The sequence below is a fragment of the Kitasatospora sp. NPDC053057 genome, from assembly GCF_044546945.1.
Classification (GTDB): domain Bacteria; phylum Actinomycetota; class Actinomycetes; order Streptomycetales; family Streptomycetaceae; genus Kitasatospora.
This window is the reverse complement of record NZ_JBITZP010000055.1, coordinates 1-19,387: the sequence shown is the minus strand read 5'-3', so window position 1 is coordinate 19,387 and position 19,387 is coordinate 1. Positions and strand designations below refer to the sequence as shown.

At 70.1% G+C, this 19,387-nt stretch carries 12 protein-coding genes; 3 read left to right on the top strand and 9 right to left on the bottom strand.

Translation table 11 applies throughout. The features are described from left to right. From ACIG5E_RS35200 to ACIG5E_RS35190, 3 genes are all read right to left on the bottom strand, one after another. Positions 1 to 918 (bottom strand): IPT/TIG domain-containing protein (locus ACIG5E_RS35200; protein ID WP_396540623.1); only part of this gene is annotated, 918 nt, incomplete at its 3' end. Between the two features lie 588 nt (positions 919 to 1,506). After that, positions 1,507 to 2,400 carry an endo alpha-1,4 polygalactosaminidase gene (locus tag ACIG5E_RS35195; protein ID WP_396540621.1) on the bottom strand — a complete coding sequence of 298 codons (894 nt, stop codon included), beginning with the start codon at positions 2,398 to 2,400 and terminating at the stop codon, positions 1,507 to 1,509. Positions 2,401 to 2,582: 182 nt separating this feature from the next. Beyond that, a complete protein-coding gene (locus ACIG5E_RS35190) occupies positions 2,583 to 3,464 on the bottom strand; it encodes a hypothetical protein (protein ID WP_396540619.1) in 882 nt (293 codons plus the stop codon). Between the two features lie 807 nt (positions 3,465 to 4,271). Between ACIG5E_RS35190 and ACIG5E_RS35185 the strand changes: the two genes are divergently transcribed. Further along, on the top strand, positions 4,272 to 4,400 hold the full coding sequence (locus tag ACIG5E_RS35185) for a hypothetical protein (protein ID WP_396246531.1): 129 nt from the start codon (positions 4,272 to 4,274) through the stop codon (positions 4,398 to 4,400). Positions 4,401 to 4,489: 89 nt separating this feature from the next. Next, positions 4,490 to 6,235 carry a DUF6895 family protein gene (locus ACIG5E_RS35180; protein ID WP_396540659.1) on the top strand — a complete coding sequence of 582 codons (1,746 nt, stop codon included), beginning with the start codon at positions 4,490 to 4,492 and terminating at the stop codon, positions 6,233 to 6,235. A gap of 190 nt (positions 6,236 to 6,425) precedes the next feature. Here ACIG5E_RS35180 and ACIG5E_RS35175 read toward each other — a convergent pair whose 3' ends face one another. The 5 genes from ACIG5E_RS35175 to ACIG5E_RS35155 form a co-directional block, all read right to left on the bottom strand. Continuing rightward, entirely contained in the window at positions 6,426 to 7,610 is a 1,185-nt protein-coding gene (locus tag ACIG5E_RS35175) for a Mu transposase domain-containing protein (protein ID WP_396540617.1), read from the bottom strand. A 514-nt stretch (positions 7,611 to 8,124) separates the two neighbouring features. Then, on the bottom strand, positions 8,125 to 8,547 hold the full coding sequence (locus tag ACIG5E_RS35170) for an ATP-binding protein (RefSeq protein WP_396540615.1): 423 nt from the start codon (positions 8,545 to 8,547) through the stop codon (positions 8,125 to 8,127). Between the two features lie 91 nt (positions 8,548 to 8,638). Further along, positions 8,639 to 15,073 carry an SDR family NAD(P)-dependent oxidoreductase gene (locus ACIG5E_RS35165; protein WP_396540613.1) on the bottom strand — a complete coding sequence of 2,145 codons (6,435 nt, stop codon included), beginning with the start codon at positions 15,071 to 15,073 and terminating at the stop codon, positions 8,639 to 8,641. 79 nt (positions 15,074 to 15,152) lie between these two features. Continuing rightward, entirely contained in the window at positions 15,153 to 16,439 is a 1,287-nt protein-coding gene (locus ACIG5E_RS35160; RefSeq protein WP_396540657.1) for a beta-ketoacyl synthase N-terminal-like domain-containing protein, read from the bottom strand. A gap of 219 nt (positions 16,440 to 16,658) precedes the next feature. After that, positions 16,659 to 16,868 (bottom strand): DUF5988 family protein, encoded by a 210-nt coding sequence (locus tag ACIG5E_RS35155; RefSeq protein WP_396540611.1) that lies wholly within the window; start codon positions 16,866 to 16,868, stop codon positions 16,659 to 16,661. Between the two features lie 637 nt (positions 16,869 to 17,505). On the opposite strand from ACIG5E_RS35155, the gene ACIG5E_RS35150 reads away from it, so the two are divergent. Beyond that, complete coding sequence (locus ACIG5E_RS35150) at positions 17,506 to 18,006, top strand: IPT/TIG domain-containing protein (protein ID WP_396540609.1); 501 nt, start codon at positions 17,506 to 17,508, stop codon at positions 18,004 to 18,006. Positions 18,007 to 18,165: 159 nt separating this feature from the next. Here the strand turns inward: ACIG5E_RS35150 and ACIG5E_RS35145 are convergent. Then, positions 18,166 to 19,387: IPT/TIG domain-containing protein (locus ACIG5E_RS35145; RefSeq protein ID WP_396540607.1), on the bottom strand; the 1,222-nt coding region annotated here is incomplete at its 5' end.

Sequence of the window (19,387 nt, the reverse complement as noted above, 5' to 3'; positions counted from 1 at the left end):
GGTCGCACCCGTGAGGTTGGTGCCCACGATGGTGAACACGCCACCACCGGCCGGGATGCTGACCGACGGGGTGATGGCCGCAGTCACGACCGGCGCGCCCAGGTAGGTCATGGTTCCGGCGGACGCCGTGCCACCCGGGGTGGTCACGGTGACGTTGACGGTGGCACCCGCGGTACCGGCCGGGATGATGCCGGTGATGACGGTACCCGTGTTGCTGGTCACCGTCGCCGGGGTCGCCCCGAAGGTCACGGTCGCACCCGTGAGGTTGGTGCCCACGATGGTGAACACGCCACCACCGGCCGGGATGCTGACCGACGGGGTGATGGCCGCAGTCACGACCGGCGCGGTCGAGACGTACGTGAAGCCGCCCGGAACACTCGCCGATCCACCGGGGGTGGTCACCACCACGGGGACGTTGCCCGCGGCGTGCGCCGGGGCCAGGCCCGCGACCACGTTCGAGGCGCTGGCCAGCACGGTGGCCGCGGCACCGCCGAAGGTCACGCTCGCCCCGGCGAGCCCGGTACCGGTGATGATGAACGGGATACCGCCGACGACCGGACCGGAGACGGGCGTGATGGCCGTGGGGTTGGGCGCGGGCGGCGGCGAAGCCACCAGATAGGTGTAGGCCACGGGGTTGCTGGTGCCGTTCGGGGTGGTGACGGTCACCGCCACCATGCCGCTTCCGGGCGGGGCCACGACGACGAGACTGAAGCCGAAGACGTCACCGGCCACGATGGTGGCCGGAGCCGATCCGAAGAGAACCTGGGTGGCAGCGTTGAGGCCCAGACCGGTGAGGGTGACGGTGTTGCCGCCGGCCGCGGGCCCCGAGTTGGGGCTGTCCGCGAACAGCACGGGCGGCAGCGGCCAGGGCAGCGTGAGGCTCGGCGCCGACGGCGCCGCGTGCACGATTGCGTTCACGATGTGTCTCCTGTGTGAGAACGGTGATGGCGGCTGGGTGGATCTTCAGCCACGTCGCCCGGCCCCGGTCCTGTCAGCTGTCCGGCCACTGCCTCGACCCGGCGCACTGCGCCCGGCAGCGAGTCCGAAGGACGGGACGGGAGGAACTGGGCCGCGGGTACCGACACCGTCGCGACTACGGGATGTCCGGACCGGTGGCGTCGAGTGCCGGCGAGCTGACAGCGGGCTGGCTCGAACCGATCAGCCCCGGTGTCCGAGTGGAGGGGGCTGGAACAACGGACGGGCCGCCAGCTGAGCTTCCCGGCACGGGGATGGGCGGCCCGCCGGTTCAGACACCATCATTAACCCGAAAGAATGGACATGAAGCAACAGCATTGACGGGCAGTCACCCGAAAGGCCCAGCGCAGCGAAATGTCCCGCGTGCACTCGTCGCGGATGCCAGACCCCTCCGGCGTGGCAGGACGAAGCGTCGAGGCGCCGGCCGCTCCGTCGCGCTCCCACGCGGGGTGCTCGTCTCCTGCGAGACGCACTGCGCCTGGCTTCGGGTGGACAAACACGGAACGGCGTCCTCGCGCGGATGACGGGGCTTCAGCAGGTCTGGCGCAGGTAGCCGGGGTCGCTCGGTGGAACGACGCCGAGGTCGCGGCGCACGATGCTGATGCGAGCCCCCGACGTCGTGCACGCCGTCCGGAGGCCCTGCTCGTCGTACTCGACGTCGAATACGCTGTCGCCGAACGCGTCGGTGTAACGGTTGCACTCGCCGTACGTGCCGCATTGTTCCACCACCGCGAAGTCGAGGCCCAGTTGCCGCCGGTCCGGGGCGAGCTCCGCCGCGTTCTTCTGGGCGATGGCAAGGCCTTGCCCGTGGGCGTGCGCGACGAGTAGGGACTGGTACGCCTCGGCGTCGGCCGCGCTCAGCAGTCCGGCCGACCGCGTGTAGCTGTCGTAGTTGTCCGGCTCGACGGCATCGAAGCCCTTGGTGGCGCACTCTTCGATCCAGCCGTCCACCTTCAGAGCGATCCGCTGACGCTTGGTGTCCGTGCTGATGTCCAGCAGCGCCTCGTTCCAGGTGGTGTCGTGAACGACGTTGCCGGCCCGGTCCCGCAGCAGTAGGTCCGGGTCCCATTCCTGCTCTGCGTCCGGCTGGGCCTGGAAGCCGTTGACGTAGCAGATGTTGTAGATCCCCGGTGCCGGGGACGCCCCGTGGTCGCGGCTGACGACGGACACACCGGCCGGCGGCTGGTACGGCCCGCCGATCTGGTAGTCGAACCCGGCGTGCACGGGGGGCACCGTCACGGCGGGTGCGGCCGTCGCCGATGCCGATGTTCCCCCGGAGGCGGGAGGCGAGGTCGTCACCGCCGGTTCCGCGGTTCCGCCGGGGGAACCGCACGATGAGACTGCGAGAACGGCTGCCGTCGAGATCGTCAGCGCTACGGCGATCCTGACCCGCGACCTGCGGGACCGACCGTGGTCAGCGGGCATCATCGAACTCCAGGATGACGGGGCACGTCCTCGGGCGGCTCCCCCCTTGCGGTGCCGGGAACACGACTGGGCGGCAGCACGTGGTCGTCGGCAGCGTCGAAGACCGGGCGGTGATCGATGACGGCGGCCACGGTCGTGGCCGCCGTCGAGGTGCGAAGGCCGCGGACGGCGGGCTCGGTGGGTCAGGCCACGCAGCCGGGGACCGCGGTGGGGCTGCCGAAGCAGTTGGTCGGGTTGTTGGCGAGCACGGCGGTGAAGTCGAGCGTGACGCCGCCGCCGTCGTTGTAGACGCCTCCGGGGGCGTTGGTCGCGATGTTGCTGACGACCTTGCTCCTGGTGAGCGTGGTCGTGGCGCCGGCACCGCCGAAGTTGGCGATTCCGCCGCCCGCACCCGCGGGTCCGGATGCCGAGTTGTCGTAGACGGAGCTTCGCGTGACGTTCAGCGTCCCGTCGTTGGCCACTCCGCCGCCCAGCTCGAGCGCGTTGTTGTTGACGACGACGCTCTTGTCGATGGTCATGTCGCCGTCGTTGCCCAGACCGCCACCGTTGTGGATCGCGCTGTTGCCACTGATGAGGCTGCGGTCGACCCTCGTGGTGGACCCGGTGTTGCCGCCGATCCCGCCGGAGAAGTCGGCGTGGTTGTCACGGATGAGGCTGCGCCTGACAGTGAGGACTCCGTCGTTGCGGATGCCGCCCCCGAAGTCTCCCGTCGCGTCACCGTTGGTGATGATGGCCTCGCGAAGGTCCAGGTTCCCCGTCGAGTCGACCGTGAGGATGCGGAAGGCCGGCGCGGCCGGGTCACGGGTGATGGTGGCACCGTCACCCTTGATGGTGATCGTCTTCTGGATGGAGGGCAGCGGGGTGGTGAGGGTGTAGACGCAGCCCGGGGCCAGGGCGAGCGTGCCGCCGGAGGTGTTGGCGTCGGTGATGGCGCTCGCCAGCGCGTCGGCGGTACACGGGACGAACGTCTGCGCGGCTGCCGGGGTGGCGGCCACGCCGGTGACCATGAGGGCGGCCGCCCCGAGAGCGCCCAGCGTGCGGATCGCCAGCCTGCTGTGGTTCATTGGTTCTCCCTGGTGTCGAGTGGATCGTTCACGGCGCCTCCCGGCGCCGCCTGAGGTGGGTCCTTGGTTCGGGCTGACGGCCTGAGGGGCCGTGATGACGCTCACGCGTTCGCGCCGTTGCCGCTCACGTGGGAGGAGAGGGCGTTGCGGGTGACTGCCACCCTGCTCGGGGCGGTGTCGATCACCTTCACGCTGCCAGCCGCGCTGTTCGCCACATGGACGCGACTGCCGACCGTGCTGTCAGGCGGTCAGTCGCTGAGATCATGACGTCCCCTCCGGTCAAACGGGGACCGCCGACATCCAAGGGCCGTCGCGTTCACGACAGCCGACATGACGTCGACTCCGTACCGGGGGCGCCCGACGGCTGCCGGACCGGGAGCACCTCCTGAGGTCCGACGCATTCCCCCGGCCAGGGATGGGCGCCCACCGGGTGTCATCGCTACGAGTAATGCACTGGCTGCAAGAAGTAGCCATCAGAAGACCTGCTTCTCACCCGAACGGCCGAGCGCGCTCCACCCGGAAACGATCCCGCACGTGTGTCCACCCAGCCGTGACAGAGGAGGGCGGCCACCTGGTGGCTGACCTCCGGCGCATTGCCGGAAATATTATATCCAATATGGCCTGTCCAGGTGAATTCACACATTCACCGATGACATCCTCGCAAATCATTGACACGATCGAGAACAAGTGCCCGCGGGATAGGAGCCTGCGGAAATCACGCCCCGATGGAGGTTCGTCATGACCAACTGCCCAGCTGTCGACGCCCGGGCCGCTCTTACCTTTCTCGAGAGGAGCGGACTGATAGACATGAACACCACTCTGGAACAGTTGGTCAGTGCGACCACCACGCTCGGAGAAATCTCCGGCTATGTGCTGGCCTGGGACAAGTACGTGCTCGTCGTCCCGTCCGTGACCGAGGAGGCCGCGCAGGCCTAGCTCCGGACTGCGCCGTACGGGGGCGTCCGCGTCAGGCAGAACGCGAGACCGGGGTGGCATCGAATCGTCAAGGAGCGGCTGTGGCCGACATGTGGCGCATGGTGGAACACGGAGCGGTCTCCTGGCTGGCCGCACACCGCACCCGCTTCGACCCCGACGCCGCCGATGAGGGGCGCGTGCTGTTCGTCCGCAAGGCGCTCGTCGAGGTCGCGTTGCTGGTCGGACTGCGCGCCCGGGCGGAGTCCGGGTCCTTCGACGACGCCGACTATCAGCTGCTGTTCGATCAGGTCACCGCGGTGGCAGCTCGAGATTCGTACCGTGAGCTCGTCGCACGCGACGAGCGGGCCCTGCTCCTGTACGCGGGCACCTATGCGTCACAGCGGTTGTGCGGGCGGCCCGACCGCGAATTCGAGCACCTCATCGGCCAAGTGGTCTCCGGGCGCTACGCCGCCTGTTTCGAGCGCGTTCCCTTTCGGCAGCTGGATCTGCTGCACACGCTGGAGTTGACCGGAATCGATCACGCGGTACCGCCGGCCGACGCTGTACTGCCTTCCTCCCTGCTCTGCGCGGATCCATCCGTGCTGAAGCTGAGCGATGGCGATGTTTACGCGATCACGCATACCGTGTTCTACGCCACCGATTTCGGTCGGCGTATCCCCCGGTGGCCCACCGGATTCGATCTGCCGCAGGCCGTGGAGGCACTGGAGGCACTCAGCCTTCTGTACCGCCGGAGGGAGAACGCCGACCTCGTCGCCGAACTGCTCTGCTGCCTGCTGTGCCTGGGGATCCGGGACTCACTCGAGACGGAACGGGCATGGGCGTTCCTCGCCGACGTACAGGAACCCAGCGGGCGGGTCGCCGGGCCGGACGGCATCCTCCCGCCGGAACTCGAGAACGGCGATCCGGAGTACCGTGCCTGGGCCACCGGCTACCACACCACGATCGTCGCAGCGCTGGCCGGCCACCTCGCCCGCGACGCAGCCGTGATCCGGCGGCCGCGTCCCTCACCCCCGCGGTCCGCCGGCAAGGGACGACTGGGAGCCGCGATCCGGCGTGCCATCGCCTGGCTGACCGACGACGCCCTCGAAGCGCCCTTCGACCGCGCAGTCGCGGCAGCGGGCGCGGCCTCGCGCGCCGCACGCTCCGTGGGGGAGCCGCAACTCGCCGCCCGGACTCTCACTCGTCTCGTGCAACGTGCCGACGGTGGCCCCGCCCAGCCGGTGGCCTGGGGGCAGCAGGGCGTCGACGCGGTTGCCGAGTGCGCGCGAGGCCTGTCGGCCTGCGGACTGGCCTGCGACTCCCTCGACCGGTTCCTGACGGACACGGCAGGAACACTCGCCGGACTCGCCGCCGTTCCCACGACCGCCGCCGGCGGAGTCAGGCGACTTCAGGATCTGGGCCGACTCACCGAGCGGCAGGCGGACTCCCTCCTCGCTTCCACGGACCCCGTGAGCCTGCTGGTCGAGAACCATGCGCCCGCGATCACTGCCGCGGCCTTGGCACAGTATGCCGACGGCCAACCGCTTCGCCTCGGCGGCGACGCCTTCGTCTGGCGTCCCGTCGCGGAGCGGTTCGCGGCCGCGCTGCCGGCCGCCTGCCGGAGTTACCGACTCGAAGAGGTCGCCGCACTCCTTCAAGGGCTGGGGGTGCTCGGCTGGGCCGATCACCGGATCACCCGCGACGGGGTCGACTTCCTGCTCCGCCAGCAGCACCCCACCGGCGCCTTCGGCTACCCGGCGCGCGACGACCCCCAGGAGCGGGCGACGGCGCAACGCGTCTGGACCCGGAGTTGTGCCGTCGCCCTTTCATGCCTGCACGACCTGTACGACGAGTGAACACCTCACCGCTCACGGGCGGTCCGGAAAGCCACGGTGAAGCGGCAGCGGCCGGGGTCGGTGCCGGGGAGAAGTCGGTGGTCAAGGAGTTCTGTTCCGGACGGCTCCAGGGCTGTCCCGGACCGGCTGACCCCGGGGTGGCACGCACCGGTACGGGCACGCGAAGGTGGTCCCCGGTGCTGGTGCGCGCTCAGCGGCCGTCAGTCCGCTGCTTCGGGTGCGGACACGCGGTACCGGAACCGACCCCGCGCAGGGGAGGCGGATCCGTCCCGTGATTCTGCGGTGCGGGCGAGCGGCTCGGTGGGCTGCTGGTCGTCACGCCGGGACGGGCTTGGTCCTCGTCCACGGCGGCCCGACACCGCGGGCGATGGGTCCTTCCCGCCGCCCGGGCCCGCGTCCCGGCGCCGGAGGCCCGGTTGGGCCGTTCCAAAGTGATCGGGCCGCTGTGCTCGGCGACCGTCTGGCCCGCTCCCCTCGGAGCCCTCGGGAAGCGGGCGATGACCGCCCCGCGGGTGGTGGTGATCGACAGGTGCGGTTCGTCCAGCCGTCGGCGGATCCCCACCTCGTTGCCGGCGAGCCCCGGGGGGAGCAGGTAAAAGTTCCCCTCGAACGGCACGAGTCCGTGAGGATCGACCCTGCGCTGAACGCAGATGCGAGCCGGGAACGGCTTCGGGGGCAGCGGCAGCAGGGCTCGGGCGTTGCAACTCGTCCGTCGGTGCCACCTGTCGGAGCGCTCGGTCAGGCGGTCGAGGCTGTCCTGGGCCGCCTGCACGCTGAGTTCGTCAGCTGCGGTGTTCCACCAGTGAAGGACGACGGAGCGGTGGGCGCGGATGACGGGGCCGGGCGCTCTCGTCTGCGGGCGGATCGCGATGGAGGCACCGTAGTGGATCGCGATCTCGTGGAAGACGGCGGTCACCTTGCCGGCCGTCGAGCAGACCGGCCGGGTCCGGTCGAACAGCCAGCGCTCGCCGGTGCCGCCGAGACGACGCAGCACTTGGTCCAGGGCTTCCACGTAGTGCGGGAGGTCGTCGGCGTAGGCCAGGGCGGCCCGCCAGTGGCCGGATCGCGTGAGCGAACCCATGAGCAGGTGCATCTCGCGCCCGCAGTCCCATTCGACCGGCGGGGGCGGGAGCTGCACCCAGTCGAACTGCACGTCTTCGGAGGTGCCGTGGCCGGGGCTGGCCCTCCCGCAGTGGCACGGTACGCAGCGTGGCCGCGTCAGGTGCCTGCGCAGGGCGCGGGTGAAGGTCGAGTAGGCGCGGTTGTAGCCCAGCTCGACGATCTCGCTGTAGAGCACCTTCGCCTGCAGGTGCGGATCGTCGTCGAGGCGCTGCTGGCAGTACGGAACGAACTGCAGGAACTCATCACTGGTCACTGTCCGGACCCCTACGCTCCGCTCTCGGTTGAGGTAGGCCCTGACCGTCTTGCGGTCACGGCCCAGGCACCGGGCGATCGCAGAGATGGAACAGCCCTGCCGGCGCAAGGCGTAAGCCTCTTCGTATTCATCTGCACTGAGCATCCAGACCCCCTGACTATCGGACTTCGCCGCCGCAAAGCGTCTTGAATTTGCGGCAGCCGCCAGGCATGGTCGAAAAATATAACACGCAACAGAATCTCTCAAGAGGAAGAAACGTTTCTTTTTAGATATGTGATGCACAATTTCGGAGAGCCAGTGGAGGTGCGCCCGTCGCCTTCCGTCCGAGGTTGAGTCCCGGCTTCGCAGCATAACCTCACCGCATTCCCGGGGATTCTTCCGAGCGATTCCGGAACTGCATATTAAAGGACGCTTGAATCGCGCACATGTGAGGATTGGCCTCGAATCGTCCGGCCGGCAGGTTCGGTGACGCCGGAACCCCGGACCACGGCGGTGCGGGAGACGGCTCGCAGCCTCACAGCGGCAGTCGGCAGGAGACTGTCTTGGTTCCGTCGAGATGGAAACGGTACGCCCATGCGCCGGCGATGCTCTCCACCAGGAGCAGCCCGCGTCCGCCTTCTTGACAGGCGGTTGCCCGTTGCGCCCGGGGAGCGCTCGCGGAGCGGTCCCGAATACTGATCGCGAGCCACCGCTGCTCGAGCGCGATCGTCACCCTGATCGGCTGTTCGCTCTCGGTGTGTCTGATCGCGTTCGTCAGAAGCTCAGAGGTCAGGAGTTCGGCGTCCTCGGTGAGGTATGCCATCTCCCAGTGGCTGAGAATGGCCTTCACGGCATGGCGCACGGGCCGCACGCAGTGCGGCTCCGGTGACACGAACATGGTGAGGCGTCGCCCCTGCTTGTCATGCTTGTCCAGGCGTGGCAGGTCGGTCGAGGTCATGGTCGTTTCCGGTTCCCTTCGCTCCTTGAAGGCGCAATCCCGTGCTTCGCGGTCCGCCAGTGCCTTCACGCGCCGACGGCCCGGGGTGAGCTCATGGGTTCCGCCTCAGCGGCCCGGTGTCGGCGGTGGAATCCGGTGGGGCGTCGGTGGTCAGGCCGATGCCGATGTGCTGGGCGAGGCCGTCGGCGAGAGCCGCCAGAGTGGGGTGGCCCGCGACGAAGTCGCCGGCGAGCCTGACGTCGAGCGAGGCTTCCAACCGGGTTCGCAGTTCGATGCGGAGCAGGGAATCGAACCCGAGCGCGTTCAGCGGCGTCTGCGGATCCAGGGTGCTGGCCCCCAGCCGCAGGACGGTGCGGATGTGTTCGGCCAGGTAGTCCTCGAGGATCGTGCGGCGGGCGAGGCCGGGTACCGCGGCCCGCAGCTCGCGTCGGATGTCGCGCGCAGCGTCCTGGCCGACCGTCTGCACGGAGGTGTCGGGCGCCTCGGGCGCGAGGAGGGCGAACAGTGATGACGTTCGGCCGGCCGAGGGGATCCAGGTGTCCGGCGGGCCGGGGATGACGCCGGTGCGTACGCGGCCGTGGGTCAGCAGCGCCGCGAGGGCCTTGAGCCCGTCGGCGGTGGGAATGGTCTGGTAGCCGCGGGTCGCGAAGTCTGTGGCGACCCCGGTTTCGCCCCAGGGGCCCCAGTTCACGGCCAGCGTGGGCAGGTCCTGGGCGGTGCGCCAGGTGGCGAACGCGTCGAGCCACGCGTTGGCGGACGAGTAGGCGCCCTGGCCAGGGTTGCCGAGCAGGGAGGCCATGGAGGAATAGAGGACGAACCAGTCGAGTGGCAGACCGGTGGTGGCCTGGTGGAGACGCCAGGCGCCGGTGACCTTGGGACGCCAGACGCGTTCCAGCTGGTCGTCGGTGATGTTGGACACCGCGGCGTCGTCGAGGACCATCGCGGCGTGGATGACGCCGCGCAGTGTCCCGCCGTCGGCGGTGGCCTCGGCCACCAGTCGCTCGGCGATGCCGGGCTGCGCGATGTCGCCGAGCACGACGCTGATGCGGGTCCCCTGTTCGAGCAGTTCGGCGAGGACCCGTTCGGTGTCGGCCGAGGGCGGTGTGCGTCCGTTGAGTACGAGGTGGACGGCGCCTTGGCCTGCCAACCAGTGGGCCGTGGCGAGGCCGACGCCGCGCAGGCCTCCGGTGATGATGTAGGCGCCGTCCGCTCGCACCGGCGAGGGCGGGTCGCGCAGCACGGCGGTGGTGTCGCCTTCGCCGGGTACTGTCAGGACCAGTTTGCCGATGTGCCCGGCACCGGCCATGAGGCGAAAGGCGTCGGCGGCCTGCGCGAGCGGATAGGTCCGGCACGGCAACGGGGCCAGGTTGCCCTGGTCGAATTCGGCCAGGACCTCGCCCAGCAGTTCGGCGAAGGTGTCCGCGCGGGCGTTCTGGAGCTCGACGAGGTCGACCGTGCTCATGGTGATGTTGTGCCGTAGCGGTGCGAGACCGAGCGGGGTGTCGGCGAGGATGTCGCGTACCCCCAGCTCGACGAACCTGCCGAAGGGGCGCAGCGTTTCGAGTCCGGCCCTGATGGCCTGTCCGGAGAGGGAGTTGAGGACCACGTCGACACCCTCTCCGGCGGTGGCGGCGCGGGTCTGCTCGGCGAAGTCCAGCGAGCGGGAGTCCATGATGTGCCGGATGCCCATCGCGCGCAGGTACCGGCGCTTGTCCTCGCTGCCGGCGGTGGCGAGCACTTCGGCGCCCAGGCGCTGCGCGACCGCGATCGCGGCCAGTCCTGTTCCGCCGGTGGCGCTGTGGATCAGGACGCGCTCGCCGCTGGTGAGCCTGGCGACGTGGCGCAGGGCGTACCAGGCGGTGAGGTAGGCGACGGGCAGCCCGGCGGCCGTCTCGTCGGACAGGGCCGCCGGGATGGGGGCGACGGCAGCGGCGGGCACGGTGGTGAAAGTGGTGAAGAGGCCGCCTCCCACGTCGACGGCGAGGACTCTGTCGCCGACGTGAAGGTGCCTGACGCCCGGTCCGACGGCGGTGATCACGCCGGCGGCTTCGAAGCCGATGCGGTAGCCCGCATCGTCGTCGGTCGCCAGCATGCCCATGGCGGTGAGCACGTCGCGGAAGTTCACGCCTGCGGCGTGCGGGCGCAGTTCGACCTCGCCTGGGCCAGGAGCACGTCGTGGAGTGGTGGTCAGGCGCAGGGCGTCGAGGTCGCCGAGCCGCCCTGCGTGGAGCTGGAAACGGTCGGCGCCGTAGCGCACGGTGCGGGTGACGGCGCTGGCGCGTTCGGTTTCGGACAGGGGGGTGTAGGCCAGCCGGGCGATGTGGCGGGTGTCACCGCGCAGGGCGATCTCGTCCTCGGGCGGGTCGGTGAGGAGTTCGGCCGCGAGTCGGTGCAGGTCGACGTCGGCGGGGTCCGCATCGATGAGGGTCGCCCGTAGCTCCGGGTGTTCGTGCGTCAGGACGCGCACGAGTCCGCGCAGGGCGCTCTGGGCGGGGTCGCAGGGTTGCCCCGGCTCTGGACCCTGGGCGGACCGGGTGACGGCGAACAGGCGTGTGGGCGCACTGCGCGCGATCGCGCTCTGTGCGGCGGCGAGCAGGCGGCGGGTACGGTGCAGTGCGATCGCGGCGGCGTCGTCCTCGGGCCCGGACGGCGCGGACAGGAGGACCACGGCGCACGGTGCGGCTGAGGAGTCCCAGGGCCGGGCGATGGTCTGCTTGAGCGGCTGGAGGGTGGCGCTGTCGACGGGAGCGTCGAGGACTTCGGTGCGTGCTCCGGCGTGCTCGAGGGCGTCCGCCAGTGCCCGGGCGGATCCGTCCGCCTCGCCGATGACGAGCCAGGGTCCCGGGCCGGGCGGTTCGAGGTTCTCCCGGCGCGGCACGGGCTGCCAGCGGGTTTCGAGGAACCACCGGTCGACGGTTTCGTCGGCGCGCGCGCCGTGGCGTACGAAGCGCAGCGCCTCGATCTCGACGAGGGGGTTTCCCGCCTCGTCGAGCAGCCGCACGTCTCCGATGATGCTGTCCGCGGCGCAATGGGTGAGCCGGGCGTGCGCGTAGCGGGCGTCCTCGGGGGCCGCGAGTATTCGCACGGCGTGCATCCGGACGGGCAGCACCAGGCCCTGGCCCGGTTCGTGGATCAGGCCGGCGACGACGAGCTGGGCACACAGGTCCAGGAGGACCGGGTGGATCCGTAGGCCGTGGCGGGCGGTCCCCGCCGACTCCGGCAGCGTCAGGCGGGCCCAGAAGCTGTCACCCTGGGCGGACGTGTGCAGTTCGGTGATGCCCCTGAAGGCCGGGCCGTGCTCCAGGCCCCGCGCGCGCAGACTCCCGTAGAGGGCGTCCGGATCCAGGACGACCGGGTGGTCGGCGGTCAGTCCGGCCACCGAGAACGCCGATGTCCGGGGCGCGGCGTCGATGCGACGCAGAACCGCGGTGGCCTGCCGTACCCAGGTTCCGTCCTCGTCCTGGCCGAAGACTTCGCAGTCGGCCCGGTCGGCGCCGGTCAGGGTGACGGTCGTGCCGATGGGCGTGCGGGCGTTGAGGTGCATCAGCTCGCGGAAGTGGATGTCGGCTGCTTCGACGTCGTGCGTGCCACCGTGGAAGACCTCGCCGGCCGCGGTCAGGGCCAGGGCGCAATAGGCGGCGCCGGGCAGGATCGGTTGGCCGTGGACACGGTGGTCGGCCATCCAGGGCAGGACGTCGGTGCCGGTGTCGCCGCGCCAGGTATGGCGGGGTTGATCGCCGGGCACCTCCGTGTGCGTGCCAGGCAGGGACGCGGGTGCGGCTTCGGTGTGCCGGGAGGCCGCTCGGGGCGGGGTGATGTCGGTCCAGTGGGGTCGACGGTCGAAGGTCAGCGCAGGTACGTCGGTCAGGCGGCCCTCGGCGTAGAGGCGGGACCAGTCGACGCCGACTCCCGCGCAGTGCAGGGCGGCGAGCTGTGTGCGAAAGGCGGTGCGCTCGTCTTCCCCCTTGCGCAGCGTCGACAGGATGACGGGTTCGTGGAGCAGGCCGGTCAGGCTCTGGGAGAGGGGGCGGGTGACGACGGCGTGGGGTGAGATCTCGACGTACACCTGGTGGCGGTCGGCGGCGGCCGCGGCCACGGCGGCGCTGAAGCGTACGGGGCGGCGCAGGTTGGCGCACCAGTAGGCGGCGTCGAAGACCGGGGTGTTGCGGGGGTCGTCCAAGACGGTGGTGTAGAACGGGATGGTCGGTCGGCTGGGGGTGAGCTCGGCGAGCTCGGCGGCGAGGTCCGCGAGCAGCGGGTCGACCTGGGGGCAGTGCGAGGCGACGTCGACGTCGATCATGCGTGCCACGACTCTGCGGGCCTGCCAGGTGGCGGTCAGGCGCCGGATGGCGGCGACGGTGCCGGCGACGACGGTCGAGTCGGGCGCGGCGACGACGGCCACGGACACCGTGTCGTCGCCGATGGCGGCGAGGTCGTTCTCGACGGTCGCGCTGTCGAGGCCGACGCTCACCATGGCGCCGGCTCCGGCGACGCGGGTGAGGAGGGCGGATCGTCGGCAGATGACGCGGACGCCGTCGGCCAGGGTGAGTGCTCCGGCGGTGACGGCGGCCGCGACTTCGCCCATGGAATGGCCGATGACCGCGGCCGGTTCGGTCCCGTGGTCGCGCCAGGCGGCCGCGAGCGCGACCTGCAGGGCGAACAACGCGGGTTGCACGCGGCCGCAGCCGCTGATGTGTTCGCGGTCGCGAACGGCGCGCAGAACGGAGAACCCGGTTTCGGCGGTGATCAGCGCGTCGGCTTCGGCCAGGGTCTCGGCGAAGGCCGGCTCGTGGTGGAGCAAGCCGTGCCCCATGCCCTGCCACTGCGAGCCCTGACCGGAGAACACCCAGACGGGACGGCGGCTGACGCCCGCGCCCACGTGGCCGCGAACGACGCCGGGGTGGGCTCGACCGGCTTCGAAGGAACGCAGGGCGTGCGTCAGGTCACGGTGGGAGCCGGCCACCACGCCGAGCCGGCCGTGCCCGGGGGAGCGGCGCAGGGCGAGGGTGTGGGCGATGTCGCGCAGCGGGGTGGTGGCTCCCTCGGTCTCCAGCCAGTGGGCCAGGCGTGCGGCGGCGGTGGGCAGTGCGTCCGGGGAGCCGGCGGCCAGGAGGAAGACGTGGGGCGTGGTGGCCTGGGCCTGTGATGACGGGGCGTCGGTGGGGACGGCGGCCGCGTGTGCGGGAGTGCCGGCGGTGGGAGCGCCGGCGAGGATGACGGTACGGCGGCGGGCGGGGGCCTGTTCGAGGATCACGTGGGCGTTGGTCCCGGAGAAGCCGAAGGAGGACACCGCGGCCAATCGCGAGGCCGTCCGGGTGGGCCAGGCGGACAGGTCGGTGGGGACGAACAGGCGGGTGCCTTCGGCGTTGATGGCCGGGTTCCACCGGGTGAAGTGCAGATTGGGCGGGACCAGCCCGCGCTGCAGGCAGAGCACCGCCTTGATCAGGCCGATGACGCCGGCCGCCGGTTCCAGGTGGCCCACGTTCGTCTTCACCGAACCCAGCGCGCAGCGCCCCTGTCCCACCCCGTAGACCGCGGCCAGGCTGGAGAACTCGACGGGGTCGCCGACGGGTGTGCCGGTGCCGTGCGTTTCCACCAGGCCCACGTCGCGCGGGTCGGTCCCGGATCGGGCGAGGGCCTGGTGGTAGAGGGCCTGCTGGGCCCCGGCGGAGGGTGAGGCGAGGACGTCGGAGCGGCCGTCCTGGTTGACGGCCGAGCCGCGGACCAGGGCCAGGACGCGGTCGTCGTCCCGTAGCGCGTCCTCAAGGCGTTTGAGGACGACGACGCCGCAGCCTTCGCCGCGTACGAAGCCGTCCGCGGCCGCGTCGAAGGTCCGGCAGCGACCGGTGGGCGAGAGCATTCCCATGCGGGCGAAGGACATCGTCGTCCTGGCGCCGAGCATGAGGGTGACGCCGCCGGCCAGCGCGACATCGCACTCGTCGTTCCGCAGGGCCTGACAGGCCAGGTGGAGCGCCACGAGCGAGGACGAGCACGCGGTGTCCAGCGCCACGCAAGGGCCCTGTAGGCCCAGCAGGTAGGAGATGCGCCCCGGGGCGACGCAGTGCCCGTTGGTCAGGACCGCGCCCTCGAGTTCACCTGGCTGGCCGGAGAGGGACTCCATGTAGTCGGTGTAGCTCAGGCCCGAGAACAGTCCCGTTGAGGTCCCCGCCAGTCGCTCCGGGGGGATTCCGGCGTGTTCGAGCGCCTCCCACGTCACTTCGAGGAGCAGCCGGTGCTGGGGGTCCAGAACGTCGGCCTCCTTGCCCGAGACCCCGAAGAAGTCGGCGTCGAAACCGGCGACGTCGCGAAGGTAGCCCCCCCACAGCGGCATCCGCCCGGCGGCGTGGGCCGGAGCGGCAGCCACGTGCCCCGCGCGGCTCATCGGCGGTTCGCCGACCGCGTCCTGGCCGGCTTCGAGCAGCCGCCACAATGCGGCGGGCGAGTCGGTGTCGTGGGGAAGTCGGCATCCCATGCCGACGACGGCGATGTGCGCATCGGCGGCTGTCGGGTTCTCTGCGTGGCCCATCACATGGTCTCCTACGCGCTTGCGCGAACGGGGGTGGGGAGCGTTCTCCGTCCGGCGATGCGGCCGCCGGAGGCCGGGGTCAGTCGACGTCCGAACTGCCCAGCAGGATCGCGCTCTTGACACCTCCGATCTGGTAGTTGCAGGTCAGTGCGTAGTCGAAGTCCAGGTGCCGGGTGCGCAGGCCGGGGACGGGGTCGAAGCAGATGTTGTCGGCCGGCTCCTCGCAGTTCGCGGTGGGGCACACCTCTCCCTGCTCCAGCATCAGGAGGGTCAGGGCGACACCCAGAGCTCCCGCCGGGGCGCCGTTGTGGCCGAAGCAGGCTTCCTGGGAGGTCATCAGGAGGTCTTCGACGGCGTCGCCGTAGAGCTGCCTGGCCGCGTTCGCCTCGAACGCGGTCACGACGACGTCGCCGTCGCTTCCGCCGTGGATGTAGGGGACCAGGCCGATGTCCCACCGGTCGCCGAGGCACTTGCGGATGGCGGCGACCAGTGACGCACCGTTCTCGTCGCTCGCGAGCGGATTGGACAGGCCGTCGCGGGTCATGCCGGTCGACAGGACCTGGCCGTAGGTGTACGCCCCGCGTCGCTGGGCGTGGTCGCGGCTTTCCAGCACCAGGGTCACCGATCCCTCCCCGTGGTTCACACAGTCGGCCCGCCGGTCGTAGGGCCTCATGATCCGGTCGAAGGCCGGGAGGAGTTCGGGCATGCCGTCGACGCGGATGGAATCGTAGGCACGCTGGGCACCGTGCAGCAGACGCTGGACGTTCTGGATCACATCCACACTGAACACGTCGACGCCGGTGACGACGGCGAGGTCGATGTCACCGTCCGCGATCATGCGGCGGGCGTTGCCGATCTGGACGGCGGAGGACGCACAGCCGCACGAGACGGTGAAGCAGGGGCCGGTCGTGCGCATCAGCGCCCCCTGGACCAGGGCCACGTCAGAAGGGGTGAGTCCCTGCTGAGCCCTGACGAACAGCTCCATCGCCTGGTTCGGTGTGGTGGTGAGTGCGTCGGCGTGCAGGACTTCGAGGTAGCTGGAGACGTTGGCATCGATGCCCCCGCGCCCGACCAGGACGGCGGCGTCGGTGAGTTCACCGTCTCGGATGCTCAGTCGGGCGTCCGCGCAGGCTTCCACGAGGGACACCAGCCCATAGCGGTGTGCGTTGGTGTAGTGCTGGGAGAAGATGCCCGGCAGGTCCGGCAGGCGCTCCGCGAAGGCCGCGTCCGGCAGGTCGACGGAGCCGTAGTAGACGCCGTGGTGCTTCAGGCACGAGCGGCCGTTGGCGGCCACGTCCCAGACTTCGTCCGCGGTGAACAGCGGCTGCTCCTCGCCCGGCAGGCAGAACCCCATGCCGGTGACCATGGTGTCCCGCTCGCCGGTGGCGCCCCGTGGACGCGCGCTCGAGGGCCTGCTCACGACGCGTACCCGAGAGTGCGGGGCGGACGCTCTTTCCGTACCGGTGCGGGAAGGTTGCTGATCATTGCTCACCTCGGAGTGTGGGGTGGGGTGATGCGGGCCGGCGCCGCGTCGGTGTGCGGCACCCGGGGCTCGCCGCGGGTGCGGGGAGGGGAGAGGTGGGCGCTACTCGGCGATGGCGGTCCGGTACGACCACTGGTAGACCCGCATCCGCACGCCCCCGACGTCTTCGAAGTCCGGCGTGATCTCGAAGTGCTCATAGCCGTTTCCGCGAGGAATCTTCAACCGCTCCTCAATGCTTCCCGATTTCACTCCGTGAATCTCAGGAATGTCACTCGGACCGCCCTTGAGGAAGACGAGCAGACATTGGGACATGGCACTCACCTCACCCGTTCAAAACCGCCAAGGAATTCTTCGATGGGGATCAAGCATCCGATTGACGGTGCCGCACCATGAATACCCGCAGGGACGGCGGGTCAACCCAGGAAGCCCAACAGCGCATGAAGTGTGCCAGGGGCGCACTCGCATTGCAGTCCACAGATCACACAGGTGCCATCGAAGCCGTGACGTTATCTGAACAAGCCCCAGTCCGGGTACCGCTTCCGAGGATAAGTACGAAGACTTCGCCATGCTCTCCCAGTTGCGCCATGCCATGGATATATCTGCAGGTCAGAGGGTCAACTTGACCGGATCACGCATGTTTTTCTCCCCAGTTTTCGAGCGCTTTCACCATGATTCCCCAGTCTGATCTCGAGAACTACTCAACGGCCGTCCTGGAATGGTGCTCACTCGCGCTCACTTAAAATGCCCAGTGGCAAGTCTTTTGTCGTGACCGGTTCCCTCCGGCGAGGTGTCGAAGAGATTGTGCGCCCCTGATACGGGCTTTGCTCCCGCCTTTGGCGAATTCCCTATTGCCACCCGATGGCGCCCGAACCTACCGTGATGGAAACGCCTCGTCGACTTGGCCACAATGGCCTTGTCCGGCGTTCGGAAATCGGAAAAGAGGAATCCTATGTCCCCGATTCTCCTCGCACTCGTCCCCTCGCAGGGTCCGGCGACCGGGGGTAACCCCGTGCTGCTGGTCGGCGCCGGACTGACCGGTGCGACGTCGGTCCTGTTCGGCACCACCCCCGCGCTCAGCTTCACCGTCCAGTTCGACGGGGCCATCACGGCCGTCGCCCCGCCCGGGACCGGGACGGTCCCGGTCACGGTGGTCACGCCGTCCGGCACCAGCAACAACCTCAGCTACACCTACCAGGCGCCGGCCCCGCCGACCATCCTCGCGCTCGTGCCGCCGGTCGGCCTGGCCACGGGTGGCCTGCCCGTCCTCATCGTGGGTCACGGCCTGTCCGGCGCGACGTCGGTCCTGTTCGGCACCACCCCCGCCGCGAACTTCACCGTGCTGGGCGACGGCGCCATCCTGGCCGTCTCCCCGCCCGGAACCGGAACCGTCCCCGTCACGGTGATCACGCCCGCCGGCACCAGCAACGGTTCCTCCTACACCTACCTGTAGGACGGCGGCCGACCGCCGGTCCGTGCGCGACACGATCCGGCGGAACGAGAACAGTGAGCTCCGACAGCTGCCGCGCTGTCGGAGCTCACTGTTTTGTCGGACACTCGGTCGGGGGTGGGATTCCGATGTCCGCGCCAGTCTCGGAAGAGGGCGGCGACCCTAGATCGTCGGTGGGGCGGTGTAGGTGTAGGCGAGGCTGTTGCTGGTGCCTCCGGGGGTGGTCACCGTCACCTGCACCGTGCCGGAGCCCGCCGGCGCCGTGGCGACCAGCTGGCTGTCCGACACGACGGTGAAGGCGGCCGGCGCGGATCCGAAGGTGACCGCGGTGGCGCGGGTCAGCCCGCTGCCCGTCAGGGTGATCGTGGTCCCGCCCGAGGTCGGCCCCGCCGTGGGAACCACACTCACCAGTTGGGGAACGGGAACGTAGGTGAACGCGACACCATTGCTGGTGCCTCCGGGGGTGGTCACCGTCACCTGCACCGTGCCCGAGCCCGCCGGCACCGTCGCGGTGATCTGCGTCGCCGACACCACCGTGAACGACGAGGCGGCAACGGCACCGAACCGCACCGCCGTCGCCCCCAACAGATTGCTTCCCGTGACGGTGACGGTGGTTCCGCCGAGAACGGGCCCTTCGTCGGGGACCACGGCGGTGAGCTGGGGGTTGCTCAGGTAGTAGTAGGGCACGGGGAGGCTGGTGCCACCGTCCGTGGTGACGGTGACACCGGACGGCCCGGGCACTCCCGCCGGCACCGTCGCGGTGATCTGCGTCGCCGACACCACCGTGAACGACGAGGCGGCAACGGCACCGAACCGCACCGCCGTCGCCCCCGTGAACCCGCTGCCCGTCAGCGTGACCGTATTGCCACCGGACGCCGGCCCCTGGGTCGGGACGATCGTGGTCACCACCGGTGCGGCGGTGTAGGTGTAGGCGACACCGTTGCTGGTGCCTCCGGGGGTGGTCACCGTCACCTGCACCGTGCCCGAGCCCGCCGGCGCCGTGGCGACCAGTTGACTGTCCGACACGACGGTGAAGGCGGCCGGCGCGGATCCGAAGGTGACCGCGGTGGCGCCGCTCAGCCCGCTCCCCGTCAGCGTGACCGTGGTCCCGCCCGAGGTCGGCCCCGCCGTGGGAACCACACTCACCAGTTGGGGAACGGGAACGTAGGTGAACGCGACACCATTGCTGGTGCCTGCGGGGGTGGTCACCGTCACCTGCACCGTGCCCGAGCCAGCCGGCACCGTCGCGGTGATCTGCGTCGCCGACACCACCGTGAACGACGAGGCGCCAACGGCACCGAACCGCACCGCCGTCGCCCCCGAGAACCCACTGCCCGTCAGCGTCACCACCGACCCCGCCGCCCCCGACGCCGGACTGACCGAG